Genomic DNA, 15,826 nt, shown 5'->3' with positions numbered 1-15,826 from the left:
CCCGCTATCTATAGCATCCCACAAAATTAACGAACTAACCAACCACCATCAACAGCAAGAATGTGGCCGTTCATATAGTCAGAAGCTCTGCTTGATAAGAATACAGCAACACCCATCAAGTCGAATGGAGTACCCCAACGATCAGCAGGGATTCTCGATTGAATTTCGTTGTTACGGTTTTCGTCAGCGCGGATTGGTGCTGTATTAGCGGTTGCAATATAGCCAGGAGCAATCGCATTGATTTGAATATTGTGACCAGCTAATTCATTAGCAAATGCTTTTGTGATTCCGGCAACAGCGTGCTTACTTGCTGTGTAGGAAGGAACAAATTTTCCACCTTGGAATGCTAGCATTGAAGCAATGTTAATGATTTTTCCGCTCTTTTGCTCTACCATTACTTTAGCAATTTCTTGGCTCAAGAAGTAAACTGCGTTAAGGTTGATGTCCATTACCGCATTCCAATCTTGTTCAGGGTATTCTAATAGTGGGGCACGGCGGATCGTACCAGCATTGTTGATCAGGATATCAACTTTTCCAAACTCTTTTAAACACTCTTCTTTAACACGGCTACGATCTTCTTTCTTGGTTAAATCAGCTTGAAGGAAGACTACTTTACGACCTTCATTTTCGATCAATTCTCTTGTTTCATCCCAGTTTGTATCATAAGTAGGAATGAATAGGTCTGCGCCAGCTTTTGCTAAGGCAACAGCATAGCCTTGTCCTAAACCAGAGTTCCCTCCAGTAACGATTGCTACTTTACCATCTAAACGAAAGAAATCCATTGAAAAATTTTGTAAGCTCATTATTTTATTCCTCCAGTAATAAGATTATTTTGTCGTGCATCTGCTACTTTTTGAACATATTGCTGGGCAAGCTCGGTTATTTTTGCAAAATCATTATTCTTTGCAGGACTTACAAGATTCCCGCCGATTCCTACTGCCACGCAACCATTCTTAATCCATTGATCGATGTTTCCTAAGTCAACCCCACCAGTTGGCATAATATTAACTTGTGGTAATGGTGCCTTCACAGCTTTTATATAATCTGGTCCAAATGCATTGCCAGGGAATAATTTAACCACGTCAACACCATGCTGCATGGCCTCTTTCATTTCCGTAATCGTTAAGCAACCTGCCATAAAAGGAATTTGATAGAGATTACACAGTTTAGCTGTTTCTTTATCAAAACCAGGGCTAACAACGAACTCGGCACCCGCCATGATCGCGATTCTAGCTGTGATGGCATCAAGCACTGTGCCGGCACCAATACAAGCTTGATCTCCGTATATCTTTACTAACTCTGTAATTGCAACATCAGCATTTGGTGTCGTAAAGGTAATCTCGATTGATGTAATGCCTCCGCTAATACAAGCGTGAGATATTTGGACCGCTTCTTCTGCGGAGTCGGCACGAATGACTGCGACCACACCAGTTTCGGCGATTTTTTGTAAAACATGTAGTTTTTTCATGGTTCTCCTCTCCAAAAGGAAGACTTCTTTATTTTTATAAAAATGACCGTCAGCTACTACCGCAAATCTTCCATTGCCACATGGTCCATGTCGGTGTAAGTGTAGTTCTCGCCAGCCATTGCCCAAATGAAAGTGTAATTGCTGGTAGCCACACCGGAGTGAATTGACCAAGACGGTGATAATACTGCCTGCTCATTTTTCATGACGATATGACGCGTTTCGGTTGGTTCGCCCATCATATGGAACAATCTCGCATCCTCATCTAGATCGAAATACATATAAATTTCGACGCGGCGATCATGCGTGTGGGTTGGCATTGAGTTCCACACACTACCTGGGTCAAGTAGGGTCATCCCCATGACGAGTTGGCAGCTTTGAATCCCTTTTTCATGGATAATTCGATGGATTGAGCGCTTATTGGCACTCTCCTGTGTACCCATTTGATCACCAGGAATTTCAGTAAAGGGTGCTTTTTGAATAGGATATTTCTTATGAGCTGGTGTAGAGACAAGATAGTACTTCGCTGGATTTTCGGCAGCTTCACTTGTGAAAATAAGCTCCTTGCAGCCTAAGCCGACATAAAGAGTGTCTCTTTTTTCTAATGTATATTCCTCACCATCCACTCGAACGGTTCCTTTGCCACCTACGTTGATGATGCCGAGTTCTCTACGTTGTAGGAAGTAATCTGCTTTGATTACGTCTTGACCCTCTAAATATAGAGCATCGTTGATTGGATTGATTCCGCCAACCACGACGCGATCTTCTAATGAATAATATAGTTTGATTTCACCAGGAACAAACAACTCCGAGATGAGGTACTGTTGGCGTAGTTGCTCCGTGTTTAAGGTTTTCCCATGATCTGGATGTGTTGCATAACGTTTTTCCATTGTAAGCCCTCCAAGTTCTATTTTATAAAACGGTTTATTAAAAATTGATGCTGTTGACGCTTACACAAATGATTCTAAGCCCAATACAGTAGTTAGTCAATCACTATTTTTCTAAACGAAATGTGGTGTTATTTTTTATAATTGTAAAATGAACCTTGATAATAAAGGATTTACTGCGGATTTTTCAAATTCTCATTCAAAATTATTTCACATTTGAATCTCATTTTTTAAAATAAAATTATGAACCCTGTTGTACAAAACCGGTTTATGTGTTAATTTTTAGTCATCGAAATTGAATACGCTTTCGATTTCGAGAACAGCGCTTTTAAAAGTTAGCTTTTTAGTTTTATTCATTAGGAGGGATTCAGTTCACATGAAACTCAATGTAGTAACATTTGGAGAGCCAATGACGATGTTCTTTGCGAATGAAGTAGGTTCTCTCGATCATGTTGTTACTTTTTCAAAAGCTTTAGCGGGAGCAGAAACGAACGTTGCCACTGGATTATCAAGATTGGGCATGAACGTTGGCCTCGTAACAAAGCTTGGTGACGATACGTTCGGAAGATTTATAACAAATGCATTAAATAAAGAAAATATTGATACAAGTAGCATAATCGTGACAAATGAATACCAAACTGGGATGCTCGTGAAATCTAAAGTATTGGAAGGAGATCCGGAAGTTCAATATTTTAGAAAAAATTCAGCCGCTTCAAAGCTTGGCGCTGAGGATTTTTCGGAAGCATACTTCAGAAACGCGTCGCATTTGCATGTGACTAGTATTCCATCAGCATTATCGAAAGAATGCAATGAATTTACGGTTCGGGCGATGGATTTTATGAGAGAAGAGGGGAAAACAATCTCCTTTGATCCGAATTTACGACCAGGCTTGTGGCCGGATGAGGCAACAATGGTTCACACGATCAATGAGCTAGCATTGAAATGCGATTGGTTTTTACCTGGTATTTCTGAAGGGAAGACATTGACTGGTTACGACCAACCTGAGCAAATCGCTGATTTCTATCTTGAAAAAGGAATTAAATTAGTGGTGATTAAGCTTGGGGCAGAAGGCGCCTTTTATAAAAGTGAAGATGAATCTGGTTACGTAAAAGGTTTCGAAGTAAAAGAAGTGGTTGATACGGTTGGTGCCGGGGATGGATTTGCAGTTGGTATTATAAGTGCGTTATTGGAGAAACTTCCTGTAAAAGAAGCTGTCGTCCGCGCAAACGCAATTGGCGCATTAGCGGTCATGTCCCCTGGGGATAGTGATGGATTACCTACAAAAAAAGGCTTAGCGGAATTTATAGATTATTCATTAGTTGCTGCAAAATAAACCATTATATGAATTGGAGTGAATAAAATGAAAATTAAAGCTACCATCGAGAAAATTCCTGGCGGCATGATGATTGTACCATTGTTTATAGGGGCGCTTTTACACACATTTGCACCGAATACAGCTGAGTTCTTTGGTGGATTCACCGGGGCCATGCTTACCGGAACAGGCACTATTTTAGCGGTATTTTTCTTCTGTATCGGAACAACCATTGATGTACGTTCATCAGGATATATTGCAAAAAAGGGATTAACGCTATTAATTGGTAAAGTTTTATTTGCAGCATTGATTGGTTACATTGCTTCCCAGTTCATCCCTGCCGGTGGGATCCAAACAGGATTCTTTGCTGGTATCTCCGTTCTAGTGTTAATTGCAGCCATGAATGAAACAAATGGCGGTTTGTACTTGGCAGTAATGAATCACTTAGGTAGAAAAGAAGACGCAGCAGGTTTCTGTTTCATCAGTATTGAATCAGGTCCGTTTATGACTATGGTTACTTTAGGTGTGGCAGGTCTTGGTACATTCCCTTGGCAGGCAATTGTTTCTACACTCATTCCATTTGCATTAGGTATTCTACTTGGAAGTCTTGATAAAGATATTCGTAAATTCTTTGGTCCAGCCGTGCCGATTTTCATTCCTTTCTTCGCCCTTTCACTGGGATATGCTTTGAACTTAGGTATGTTGGTTAAATCAGGAGTACTTGGGATTTTATTAGGTGTTACAGTAGCCGTAGTTTCTGGTGGATTCCTATATATCCTTGACCGATTTGTTACTGGATCAGATGGTGTGGCGGGAGTTGCCGCAGGCTCAACAGCAGGTGCAGCCGTTGCCGTACCGTTTGCAATCGCCGAAATCGATCCTTCGTTTGCTGGTGTAGCAGAATCTGCAACAGCCTTAATTGCAACATGTGTTATTGTAACCGCTGTATTAACACCATTCTTAACAACGTGGGTTGCAAAATGGTCAAAAGAAAAGGGCATACCCGCAAAAAAGGTCCGCAAACAGCCCATCGTAGATGAAATAAACGTGAAAGTATCATAATAGCTTAACGGCGGCCACATAAGTGGTCGCCGTTTTCTATGTTTATTTTTGGCTTTTTTTGCAAGAGAAGTGTTGTTGATTTCCGCTCCAGGATGCTCGCTTTCCGCGGGGCGGGCGGTGAGCCTCCTCGTCGCTAAAGCTCCTGCGGGGTCTCACCTGTCCCGCTGCTCCCGCAGGAGTCTCGCACCTTCCGCTCCAATCAACTTCTTTATCAACTGTTTTCTTTCCAAAAACCTATTAAAAAAACAAAAATTTTTTAGAAAAGAGCCTTATTTTCTATAAAGAAGCCCGATAAATTGTGGAAACATCTTCTGAATTCAACTTCTTAAAGTTACCGAACTCGCCTCTCGCCATCGCTTTTTCTGTCATGATTTCAATTGAATCCTGACCTATTCCGTAGTCTGCAAGACGAGTTGGGGCACCAATTGATGTCCAGAACTCGCGTAACCGCTTAATTCCTTCTAAAGCAATTTCCTTATCACTTTTTCCAGCTGGGTCGACTCCGAAAACTCGTAAACTTAGTTGCTTGAACCTAGCCAAGTTTTCATCCAGGACGTATTCCATCCAGTTAGGGAAGAGGATGGACAGACCTCCACCATGAGGGATGTCGTAAACAGCTGAGACTGCGTGCTCAATATTATGTGTTGCCCAATCAGGGATAATGCCAGTTGATAGCAGTCTGTTTTGAGCAAGCGTCCCACAATACAAAATGCTAGCACGGTGATCATAATTGCTTAAATCCTTGATTAGCTTTGGTGCGGTGGCGATGACTGTTTGTAGAATCGACTCACCAAAACGGTCGATTAACTCAGTCCCAGTTTGATGGTGGAAATATTGCTCGAATACGTGCGCCATTATATCCACAATTCCATAGATGGTTTGGTCCAATGGAACTGAGTAGGTGTATTCTGGGTCTAATATTGAAAAAACGGGATAAGTATATAAGCTTCTAAAAGGGTATTTTTCTTTTGTTTCCCAATTGGTGATCACCGCACCGTTGTTCATTTCTGAGCCGGTTGCCGCCAGCGTTAATATCGCCCCGAAAGGCAAAGCGGACTGCACCTCGGCCTTATTGGTAATGAGGTCCCACGGGTCACCGTCATAGAGTGCACCTGCGACAATCGCTTTTGTGCAATCGATGACACTGCCGCCACCAACAGCTAATACAAAGTTAATATCATGTTCCTTGCACAGATCGGCCCCTTTTTTTACGGAAGTCAATCGTGGATTGGGCTCAACACCACTCAGTTCAACTACTTTTGCGTTCATTTCGTTTAAAATGGACATAACCTCTTGATACAAGCCGATTTTCTTAATACTCCCACCGCCGTAGACAACGAGAATATTTTTTCCGTAGTGCGCTAATTCAGATTTAAGTAGACCTAATTGCTCTTTTCCAAAAATAATTCTGGTTGGGTTGTGAAAAGAAAAATTCTCCAAAAAAGTATACCTCCTCGGGTAAAATGAAATCCATTCATTATATCATTTTGATAAACCGATTTAGTAATATTGATATTACGATTTTTTTACAAAAGGCTCTGCTAAACTAGAATGTTGATTTCCGTACCAGGCACTCGCTTTCCGCGGGGCGGGCGGTGAGCCTCCTCGGCGCTTATGCGCCTGTGGGGTCTCACCTGTCCCGCTGCTCCCGCAGGAGTCTTCGTGCCTTCCACTCAACATTCTGCAAAAAGCAACATAGAGCTTTAACACAGCTTTACAAAAAAATAAACCGCATTCTTGTGGAGAATGTGGTTTATTTTAATAAGGCCAAAACTTGCAGTTTAAACCGACTCACCTTGTTTCAAAGTGGGAGGGAATCGGAAGGTAATCGGAGTGATGTCCTTTTCCTTTTCAATGCTCTCGAGTAAAATTCTTGCCGCTGTTTTCCCCATTTCATAAGCAGGTTGAGCCACCGTAGTAATGGTCGGGTTATGAATTCGGGCAAAGGAAACATCATCAATTCCAATTACCGCAATATCCTTAGGAACAGTAATGTCGTTATGCTTAGCAGCTAGCAGGACTTCCTTTAGAACAATATCATTGGCAGCCAATAACGCTGTTGGAGGATCACTTAGGGCAAGAAGAGATGTAACTGAATTTTGTATTTCCTCTTTAGGAACGTTATATATATAGTCTTCTCTGATTTCTAAGCCATTTCGTTCAAGTGCTTTTTTATAGCCGCTCAATCGCTCAATCCTTGGAGTAATATGGGGGGAAGTGATTGGCATGGTAATAATACCGATTTTCTTATGGCCATTTTTAATAAATTCTTGGACCGCCATGGTTGCAGCTGCCTCGTTATCAAGCAATATGCTTTGTACGGCAACACCTTCGACAATCCTGTCTAAAAACACGAGAGGATATTTTTCATCTATTAATTGGTTGTACAAATCGACGTTTTTTCCAGTTGGAAAGACTAGCAAACCATCGACCTGCCGTGATTTTAACATTTCAATATAATTTCTTTCCTTTTCGGGATTTTCATCGGCATTACAGATGATGACTTGGATACCCGATTTTTGGAACTCATCCTCAATGCCACGGACAATATGGGTAGAAATGTTATAGATGATATTGGCGACAATTACCCCAACCATAGAGGTTCTCTTTTGTTTTAAACTTCTGGCCAGATTGTTAGGTACGAAGTTTAACTCCTTTATTACGCCCTCAATTTTAAGCTTTGTTTTTTCGCTCATATATTTATAACGTTGATTTAAATATTGCGAAACAGTGCTTTTGGAAACACCGGCTTTTTTTGCGACATCGTCAATCGTTGGGTTTTTCATCATTTTCTCTCCTCAAATCATGCGTGGTTCCTTATATATTATCTCGAAATAATAACTTTCTGTATCAGAAACACTACCATTTATTATACAGAATGAAAAGAGAAAAAGTCTAACGATAACAAAAAATGAGAATAATACTTAGCACTGTGCCGCTTTACAGCAAGCTGTGGTGCCTGACCCCCGGTGCTTTAAAGCGGCATAGTGGAAAGAAAAAAGTTAGACGCCATTCTCAGGTTGAGAACAGCGTCTTTATGGGTGAAATTTAGAGCCATATTTTGTTGCCAACACAGGTTGTTAATCAAACGTTTGATTAACAACCATGGAACCTCATGAATTCTGTGCTTGCTTTGCTTCCATGTATAGGGCTTGGATGAATTTTTTAATATTAATACGAGAATGGGCTGTATTACAGTTGCTTTTTCCATCAAGCTCAAGCATTTTCATCCGGACCTGGGAGTAATCAAAGAATTTCGAAGCGTAATTTTCAAATTTAGGATTTGCATAATCGGTTAGACCAAGTGAAGCGATATGACAAAGAGCCTGTTGAATGGCTCGGCGGATTCTTTGTTCCCCAGCTTTTATTTCTTTTTTTAAATCTACCGTAGAGGAAGCATTTCCAAAACGCTTTTCAACGACTCTTTCGTATAAGTCTTTTAATGATGGGGTTTCTCGAACGCCAGCTTTTTCTAATTCATATATAACGCTTAATATATCGAGCAAGTCTTTGTTTCCGCTCTCGCCAATAATTCCTAGCTCAAGTAACAGACTTTTCCCTGAAGCTACAATCGAAGGAGGGGCTGATTTGTAAGAAGCGGAGCTCACCGGGATTTGATGAAGACCGCTTAATGATTTTTGAATTTCCTGGATTGACTTTTCAAGGAGTAGATGTTCGCTTACTTTCTTCAGAATACTGACTACCTCAAGTCGATTAATTGGTTTAGTAATATAATGTTCAACTCCGAGGCAATAGGCTTCGCCAATCAAATCCTTCGTTTCTACCTGGGATATCATAAGGATTTTCCCTTTAAAGGAAGAGGCAATTTCCCTCACTGTCTCAATCCCGTCGCGGTTTGGCATTAGCAAGTCAATCAGAAGGATATCAATCGCTTTAGCAACAAGTTCGTCCGCGTATACCTCCGAGCCATCCTCTGCTTCGCCTACCACTGTTCCAAGGTCCTCATCTTCGATAATATTTGCTAGCATTGCCCGAATCGGGGCAGAATCGTCCACGATAAAAAAATTCACAGGTCTCAACCTCTTTCCGTTAAACTCTCAATTGGGAGACTAATTGCAAACACCGTTTTAAAATGAATTTCTGGTTCCTCAAGTCTAATATTTCCGCCAAGATCTCTAATCACATTTTTCACATAGGAAAGTCCGATTCCAGTTGATGCTATACCCTCAGAGTCAAACTTCGTCGTGAAACCAGGTGTGAATATTAACGGCCTGTTTCGTGGGCTAATGCCCATCCCGTTGTCCTTCACACGGATATCAAGGATGTCTTCGGCGATTATTGTTTCAATTAAAATTTCCCCGTTCTCCTCAATTGCTTCCACCGCATTTGAAACAAGATTATTAATCACAGAAAGAAGGATGAACGTGTGATATAACGGATGCTGCCCGGAAATGTTGCTTATAAAAAGAATATTCTTTCCTAGCAAATCTGAATACCGCTCATTACCGGTGCGGATTACGTGAATAATTTCACTAATTGACATGTAATCGCTAAGGTTTTCCTTGGTCATTAGCTTGGAAAGCCCTGCATAAATTCGTTGATTATCTTTTTTTATTTCGTGCATTTCAAAGGCAAGTTTGAGGGCAGTCTTGGAAAAAGTATTATGCCCGACCTCCCTTAAATCACGGTAAAGTTTGTAGCCAGCAATTGTCAACTGCTCGGTATTTTTCATTGTTTTTTTTAGTTGAACCATTTCTATATAAAGGTTTGAAATGAGGACAAGCATTTGTTCATTTTGTTTCCGCTGTTCTTCTTCAGCTAGGCGTGCTTCGCGAATCATAAATATGTTGAAGAATCCTAAAACGAAGAAACTCCGGATAATCGCTATCCCCCCGATAATAACAAGAGTGTCCAGTGCAATTGGAACATGGGAGTAAAACGATCGTAAACCGATTTCGATCATGCTAGCAAAGATTTCAATTATGACCCCAAGCACACCGATAAGCAAGGGATTGTCAGACATCTTTTTAATATTAAATAAGTAAAACAGCGATGCAAACGTTACATAATAGAAGAAAACTGGAAAGTTAGCGCCAAAAGCTTCCTCCAAAAGCATGTCTCCACTATGTATTCCTAGAAAAATTCGAAATGATACCACGGATATTCCGACTAGAATGCCGGAAACGATTGGTTGGATTTCTCGTGACAATAATAAAATAAAGAAGAAGACCGGTGTACCAAGGCTAACCCTCACGTCTTCTTGGATTGGGAAAAACTTCATTTCACCCGCAAGCGGCACTACAATCATCATCGTTAAATAGACTAACAGTCTTTTCTTCATTTATGCCACTTCCTACACATTTTGTGATGTCGAAAAAACTATATTTACATGGCCCTTATAAAAGAAGATACGTTATTACGTACTTCTTAAAGGGTGTTGTATGAAAATTAGCTTGTCCCTGACAATAACATTGTACGGGATTTGTGTAAATTCCCAACATATAATTATGACAAATTTATTAAGTTCAAATCGGACTCTGTCGGTTCTTGTAGTTTTTAGTAGGGCGACTGTTATTCTCTTCTTAAGCAAAAGAGACTTAAATCCCCTTTCCCAAAAGAAGATTATTTGTCTCTGTTGCTTTAGTTTACCTAGAGGGTAAGCTGGAGTTTTCTTTATAAACTTTTTGTGAAATAAAACACAAACATTCAAAAAGAAGGAAGGTGACAGGTCGTTCATTTTAATGGGCAACCGTGACTGGTCACAACTGAAAATCGTTTACTGCACTTCTTAGTATTTATAAAAATTTCTTGTCTGGAGGAAACAACATGTTTTGGATTCAATTTCTTATCGTACTGACCTGTATCTTTATCGGTGCACGTCTTGGCGGTGTTGGCCTCGGGGTAATGGGCGGAGTCGGACTCGCCATTCTGGTATTTGGTTTCGGGCTTCAGCCAACTTCTGCACCAATCGATGTTATGCTGATGATTCTCGCCGTCATTACGGCAGCGGGAGCGCTTCAAGCAGCAGGGGGCATGGAATATCTTGTCTTTCTTGCAGAAAAAGCACTTCGAAAACATCCTAAGTATATTACGTATATTGCACCAGTTGTTACGTATCTCTTTACTTTCTGTGCCGGTACTGGACACGTTGCGTATTCGGTCCTTCCAGTTATCGCTGAGGTTGCTCGGGAAACAGGAATACGACCTGAACGCCCGATGTCAATTGCAGTTATTGCATCACAACAAGCGATTACGGCAAGTCCCATATCCGCAGCAACTGTAGCGTTGTTGGCTTTATTGTCTGATTTTAACATTAGTCTTATGCAAATCATGCTAATTTGTGTTCCGTCAACATTCATCGCCTGTATGATTGCTGCTTTTGTTTCTAGCAAAACAGGTAAAGAGCTTAACATGGATCCTGATTATTTAAAACGTCTCGAAGCTGGTCTTGCTCCGATTAAAAAGGACAAGAAAGCGTATAACCCGAATTCTGGAGCCAAGTTATCAGTAATATTTTTCTTGATGGCGGCTGTGCTTGTTGTTGTCCTTGGTTCTTTTGAACAATTGCGTCCAGGCTGGGATATCGAGGGTGTATTTACACGGATGAGTATGCCGGCTGCAATCGAAATCGTCATGCTTACCATTTCTGCTTTAATCCTTATTTTCTGTAAACCAAAAGTAGAAGAAATTGTCTCGGGCAGTGTGTTTAAAGCTGGTGCGACTGCTGTTGTTGCCATCTTCGGTATCGCTTGGATGGGAGATACCTTCTTCCAAGGTAATATGGCCCTTATTTCAGGATCAATTTCAGATTTAGTTACTGCAGCACCATGGTTGTTTGCTCTTGCATTGTTTGGCTTGTCAATCCTACTTTACAGCCAGGCTGCAACGGTTCGAACTCTTATGCCGCTTGGAATAACGCTTGGGATTAACCCAGCATTACTAATCGCGATGTTCCCAGCTGTAAACGGATATTTCTTTATCCCGAACTATCCGACGGTTGTTGCCGCAATAAACTTTGACCGCACCGGTACAACGAGAATCGGAAAATACATTTTGAATCACAGCTTCATGGTTCCAGGCTTAATAGCTTCTGTCGGTGGAGTTGCGATCGGTATTTTAATGAGTATGATCGTCCTTTAAAGGCGTTGGCAATAAATTAGGTTTATTAACACAGCCTTAAAAAAAGAACAGGGGCAGCAGACAGCTGCCCACCACAAAAAAATTGGAGATGACTGTAATGAGAGAATTATTCCGGATCGAAAAAGATTTTTTAGGTGAGAAGGAAGTTCCTGTAAATGCTTATTTTGGAGTCCAAACGATGCGTGCAACTGAGAACTTTCCTATCACGGGATACCGGATTGATGAAGCATTAATTATCGCGATGGGGATAGTGAAAAAAGCAGCGGCACTTGCTAATGCGGATATTGGACAGCTTGATCGTAAAGTTGCTACCGCTATTGCTGCGGCATCGCAAGAAGTAATTGAGGGTGGCCTGCATGATCAGTTCATTGTCGACCCAATTCAGGGGGGGGCCGGTACATCGATTAACATGAATGCGAATGAAGTCATCGCCAACCGCGCTCTTGAATTAATCGGTGAACAGAAGGGTAACTACAAAGTAATCAGCCCAAATTCTCATGTTAACATGGCCCAGTCTACAAATGATTCCTTCCCGACAGCGATCCACTTATCAACATTAGCGACCTTAGACGGATTACTTGAGGTTATGGGTGAATTGCATGATGAGTTCATGAACAAAGCGAGTGAATTTGATGGAATCATCAAAATGGGCCGGACTCATTTACAGGATGCTGTTCCTATCCGACTTGGTCAAGAGTTTGAGGCGTATGCACGTGTGTTAAGAAGAGATATTCAGCGGATTACTGCAACTCGTGAACATTTATATGAAGTGAATATGGGAGCAACCGCGGTGGGAACAGGCTTAAACGCTGACCCAGAATATATCAAAAAAGCGGTTAGCTATCTAGCAGAGTTCAGCGGTTACCCACTTAAAGGTTCGGAAAATCTAATCGATGGCACGCAAAACACAGATTGCTATATTGAAGTATCAGCGGCATTAAAGATTTGTATGCTGAACATGTCTAAAATGGCAAATGACTTACGGATGATGACTTCAGGCCCACGCTGCGGATTTGGTGAAATTAATCTACCTGCTCGCCAGCCTGGTTCTTCGATTATGCCAGGTAAAGTGAACCCGGTTATGGCAGAAGTGCTGAACCAGAGTGCATTCCAAGTAGTCGGTAACGATTTGACAATCAGCATGGCGTCTGAAGCGGGCCAGTTCGAGTTGAATGTAATGGAGCCAGTTATTGTTTTCAATTTGTTGCAATCTATCAAAGTCATGACCAATGTGTTCAATGTATTCCGCGAGCATTGTTTAAGTGGCATTACTGCCAATGAAGAAAGAATGGCAGCGTACGTGAATAATAGTGTCGGTGTGATTACGGCAATCAACCCGCATGTTGGTTATGAAACAGCTGCATCCATTGCCAGGGAAGCGATTGTCTACAGCCGACCTGTAAGAGAGATTGTTCTGGAGCGTGGCGTCTTGACGACAGAAGAGCTAGATACGATCTTAAATCCATTTGAAATGACTCATCCAGGAATTTCTGGGAAATTTTTAATAGAAAAGAAGAAACAGAAAATAGCAGAAAAAGAGCTTGTGTTGGCATAAACACAAATATAATTCGCAACAAAAGGAGGTTGTACAAATATGGAGCGAGGCAAGTACCAGCATTTATACCGAAAGCTGCACTCGCTGTCAGGAATTATCCCAGTTGGGGTATTCCTGACAGTCCACCTGTTCGTAAACTACTCAGTCACATGGGGGATGGATGCCTATAACACTGCAGCAGGAATTATGGGGAATTTACCATTCAAATTTTTCTTGGAAGCATTCATTATTTTTATTCCGTTATATTTCCACGCAATATATGGAATATATATTGCGTTTCAGTCAAAAAACAATGTCGGAAAGTATGGTTATTTTCGCAATTGGAAGTTTTTCCTACAACGATTAACTGGGATTATCACCTTCATTTTCGTTACTTGGCATATTTGGGAAACGAAAGTACAAGTTGAGTTTTTTGGAGCTGAAGCTAACTATGATTTAATGGCCAATATTGTGGCCAATCCTGTGTCATTGGCCTTTTATATCATTGGAATTGTTGGTTCCATTTTTCATTTTGCTAACGGAGTTTGGACATTCTTGATCACTTGGGGAATAACTGTTTCCCCGAAATCGCAAAAGATTTTTCAGTACATTACACTTGGACTATTTGTCGTACTATCAATCATTGGTGTACGCGCAATCCTGGCATTTTCATGATGGAGCTGGATAGGAGGAGACACTTATGAGCAAAGGCAAAATTGTAATTGTAGGCGGTGGATTAGCTGGCTTAATGGCAGCAATCAAAATCGCCGAAGCAGGAACAAAGGTGGATTTATTCTCGATTGTCCCGGTAAAACGGTCGCACTCTGTTTGCGCACAGGGCGGCATTAACGGAGCGGTGAATACAAAAGGTGAAAACGATTCGACTTGGGAGCATTTTGATGATTCCGTTTATGGGGGAGACTTCCTTGCCAATCAGCCACCTGTCAAAGCCATGTGTGAGGCGGCGCCAAAAATTATTCATATGTTTGACCGGATGGGGGTTATGTTTAACCGGACGCCTGAAGGTCTGCTAGATTTCCGTCGCTTTGGCGGAACACAGTACCACCGGACAGCATTTGCAGGAGCAACTACAGGTCAACAGCTTTTATACGCACTTGATGAGCAAGTCCGTAGGTTTGAGGTAGACGGTCTGGTGACGAAATATGAAAGTTGGGAATTTGTTTCGGCAGTCCTTGATGGCAAAGGAATATGTCGTGGAATTACCGCACAAAATTTGCGAACGATGGAAATGCAGTCTTTTCCTGCGGATGCGGTCATTATTGCCACAGGCGGACCTGGCCTTATTTTTGGAAAATCAACGAACTCAACGATCAACACAGGTTATGCCGCAGCAAGATTATATGAGCAGGGTGCTCTGTATGCTAACGGTGAATTTATTCAGATCCATCCGACGGCCATTCCTGGTGATGACAAAAATCGATTAATGAGTGAATCTGCACGTGGTGAAGGCGGTCGTGTTTGGACATATAAGGATGGTAAGCCATGGTATTTCCTTGAGGAAAAATATCCTGCATACGGGAATTTGGTGCCACGTGATATCGCCACTCGTGAAATTTTCGATGTGTGTGTTAACCAGAAGCTTGGAATTGATGGGGAGAATAAAGTCTATCTCGATCTTTCCCATATTGATTCGAAACAGTTGGATATCAAGCTTGGCGGAATCATGGAAATCTATGAAAAATTCATGGGTGATGACCCACGTAAGGTTCCGATGAAGATTTTTCCGGCTGTTCACTATTCAATGGGTGGACTTTGGGTTAATTTTCAACAAAGGACGAATATTGAGGGCTTGTTTGCAGCAGGTGAATGCGATTATTCTCAGCATGGTGCCAACAGACTTGGTGCGAATTCACTATTGTCAGCGGTTTACGGTGGAATGACGGCTGGACCTTCAGCGCTTGAATATATAAAAGGGCTGGATAAGTATGCTGATGATATACCTTCATCCATTTTCGAGAGACAGCTTATGGAGGATGGCCAGAAATATCACTCTATTTTAGCGATGAATGGCACGGAAAACGCCTATTTGCTTCATAAGGAACTAGGGGAACTTCTGACAGAGAATGTAACAGTTGTCCGTGAGAATAAAAAGCTGAAGACGACGTTTGATAAGCTTCAGGATTTCACTGAAAGATATCAACGCATTAATATAGAAGATACAGCAAAATGGAGTAACTCCAGTACTTCATTTATCCGTCAGCTTGAGGGAATGATTAATTTGGCCCAAGTGATTACGCTTGGCGCACTAAACAGGAATGAAAGCCGCGGTGCTCACTATAAGCCAGAATTCCCTGATCGCAATGATGATGAGTGGTTAAAAACTACTATTGCAAAATTTAATTCAAAAATAAAACAACCTGAGCTTTCCTATCAAGATGTCGATACTTCTTTAATACAGCCGCGGAAACGGGATTACACAAAAGCCAAGAAAGGAGCCAAATGAC

At 41.4% G+C, this 15,826-nt stretch carries 13 protein-coding genes; 6 read left to right on the top strand and 7 right to left on the bottom strand.

Going from position 1 to position 15,826, the window contains the following annotated elements:
* Positions 1–26: 26 nt before the first annotated feature.
* Genes kduD through kduI form a run of 3 tightly spaced genes read right to left on the bottom strand, consistent with a single transcriptional unit; the run spans position 27 to position 2,355 of the window.
* Positions 27–803, bottom strand: a complete 777-nt coding sequence (gene kduD / locus B1NLA3E_RS21200; RefSeq protein ID WP_015595868.1) for a 2-dehydro-3-deoxy-D-gluconate 5-dehydrogenase KduD — start codon at positions 801–803, stop codon at positions 27–29.
* Positions 803–1,468 (bottom strand): bifunctional 4-hydroxy-2-oxoglutarate aldolase/2-dehydro-3-deoxy-phosphogluconate aldolase, encoded by a 666-nt coding sequence (locus B1NLA3E_RS21195; RefSeq protein ID WP_015595867.1) that lies wholly within the window; start codon positions 1,466–1,468, stop codon positions 803–805. The genes kduD and B1NLA3E_RS21195 overlap by 1 nt, the downstream gene beginning before the upstream one ends.
* A 56-nt stretch (positions 1,469–1,524) precedes the next feature.
* A complete protein-coding gene (gene kduI, locus B1NLA3E_RS21190; protein WP_015595866.1) occupies positions 1,525–2,355 on the bottom strand; it encodes a 5-dehydro-4-deoxy-D-glucuronate isomerase in 831 nt (276 codons plus the stop codon).
* Positions 2,356–2,728: 373 nt separating this feature from the next.
* Between kduI and B1NLA3E_RS21185 the strand changes: the two genes are divergently transcribed.
* Complete coding sequence (locus B1NLA3E_RS21185; protein WP_015595865.1) at positions 2,729–3,685, top strand: sugar kinase; 957 nt, start codon at positions 2,729–2,731, stop codon at positions 3,683–3,685.
* 27 nt (positions 3,686–3,712) lie between these two features.
* Positions 3,713–4,726, top strand: a complete 1,014-nt coding sequence (locus B1NLA3E_RS21180; RefSeq protein ID WP_015595864.1) for a 2-keto-3-deoxygluconate permease — start codon at positions 3,713–3,715, stop codon at positions 4,724–4,726.
* Between the two features lie 276 nt (positions 4,727–5,002).
* Here the strand turns inward: B1NLA3E_RS21180 and B1NLA3E_RS21175 are convergent, their stop codons facing one another.
* The 4 genes from B1NLA3E_RS21175 to B1NLA3E_RS21160 all read right to left on the bottom strand — a co-directional run bounded on the left by B1NLA3E_RS21175 (position 5,003) and on the right by B1NLA3E_RS21160 (position 10,028).
* Positions 5,003–6,166 (bottom strand): iron-containing alcohol dehydrogenase, encoded by a 1,164-nt coding sequence (locus tag B1NLA3E_RS21175; protein WP_015595863.1) that lies wholly within the window; start codon positions 6,164–6,166, stop codon positions 5,003–5,005.
* A gap of 341 nt (positions 6,167–6,507) precedes the next feature.
* Positions 6,508–7,512 carry a LacI family DNA-binding transcriptional regulator gene (locus B1NLA3E_RS21170; protein WP_041580767.1) on the bottom strand — a complete coding sequence of 335 codons (1,005 nt, stop codon included), beginning with the start codon at positions 7,510–7,512 and terminating at the stop codon, positions 6,508–6,510.
* A gap of 327 nt (positions 7,513–7,839) precedes the next feature.
* Positions 7,840–8,757, bottom strand: coding sequence for a response regulator (locus B1NLA3E_RS21165; RefSeq protein ID WP_041580766.1), 918 nt, complete (start codon positions 8,755–8,757; stop codon positions 7,840–7,842).
* Positions 8,758–8,762: 5 nt separating this feature from the next.
* Entirely contained in the window at positions 8,763–10,028 is a 1,266-nt protein-coding gene (locus B1NLA3E_RS21160) for a sensor histidine kinase (RefSeq protein ID WP_015595860.1), read from the bottom strand.
* Between the two features lie 485 nt (positions 10,029–10,513).
* Here B1NLA3E_RS21160 and B1NLA3E_RS21150 point away from each other — a divergent pair, with 485 nt between their 5' ends.
* From B1NLA3E_RS21150 to sdhA, 4 genes are all read left to right on the top strand, one after another.
* Entirely contained in the window at positions 10,514–11,827 is a 1,314-nt protein-coding gene (locus B1NLA3E_RS21150; RefSeq protein ID WP_015595858.1) for an anaerobic C4-dicarboxylate transporter family protein, read from the top strand.
* A gap of 97 nt (positions 11,828–11,924) precedes the next feature.
* Complete coding sequence (gene aspA, locus B1NLA3E_RS21145) at positions 11,925–13,382, top strand: aspartate ammonia-lyase (RefSeq protein ID WP_015595857.1); 1,458 nt, start codon at positions 11,925–11,927, stop codon at positions 13,380–13,382.
* Between the two features lie 39 nt (positions 13,383–13,421).
* Entirely contained in the window at positions 13,422–14,036 is a 615-nt protein-coding gene (locus B1NLA3E_RS21140) for a succinate dehydrogenase cytochrome b558 subunit (RefSeq protein ID WP_015595856.1), read from the top strand.
* A gap of 25 nt (positions 14,037–14,061) precedes the next feature.
* The gene (sdhA, locus tag B1NLA3E_RS21135; protein WP_015595855.1) at positions 14,062–15,825 is read left to right on the top strand and encodes a succinate dehydrogenase flavoprotein subunit; all 1,764 of its coding nucleotides are present in this window, start codon (positions 14,062–14,064) and stop codon (positions 15,823–15,825) included.
* The last annotated feature ends 1 nt before the right edge of the window (position 15,826 follow it).

The sequence above is a fragment of the Bacillus sp. 1NLA3E genome (assembly GCF_000242895.2).
Classification (GTDB): Bacteria; Bacillota; Bacilli; order Bacillales; family Cytobacillaceae; genus Bacillus_BU.
The sequence above is the reverse complement of the archived record's forward strand: the minus strand, read 5'-3'. Positions and strand labels throughout refer to the sequence as shown.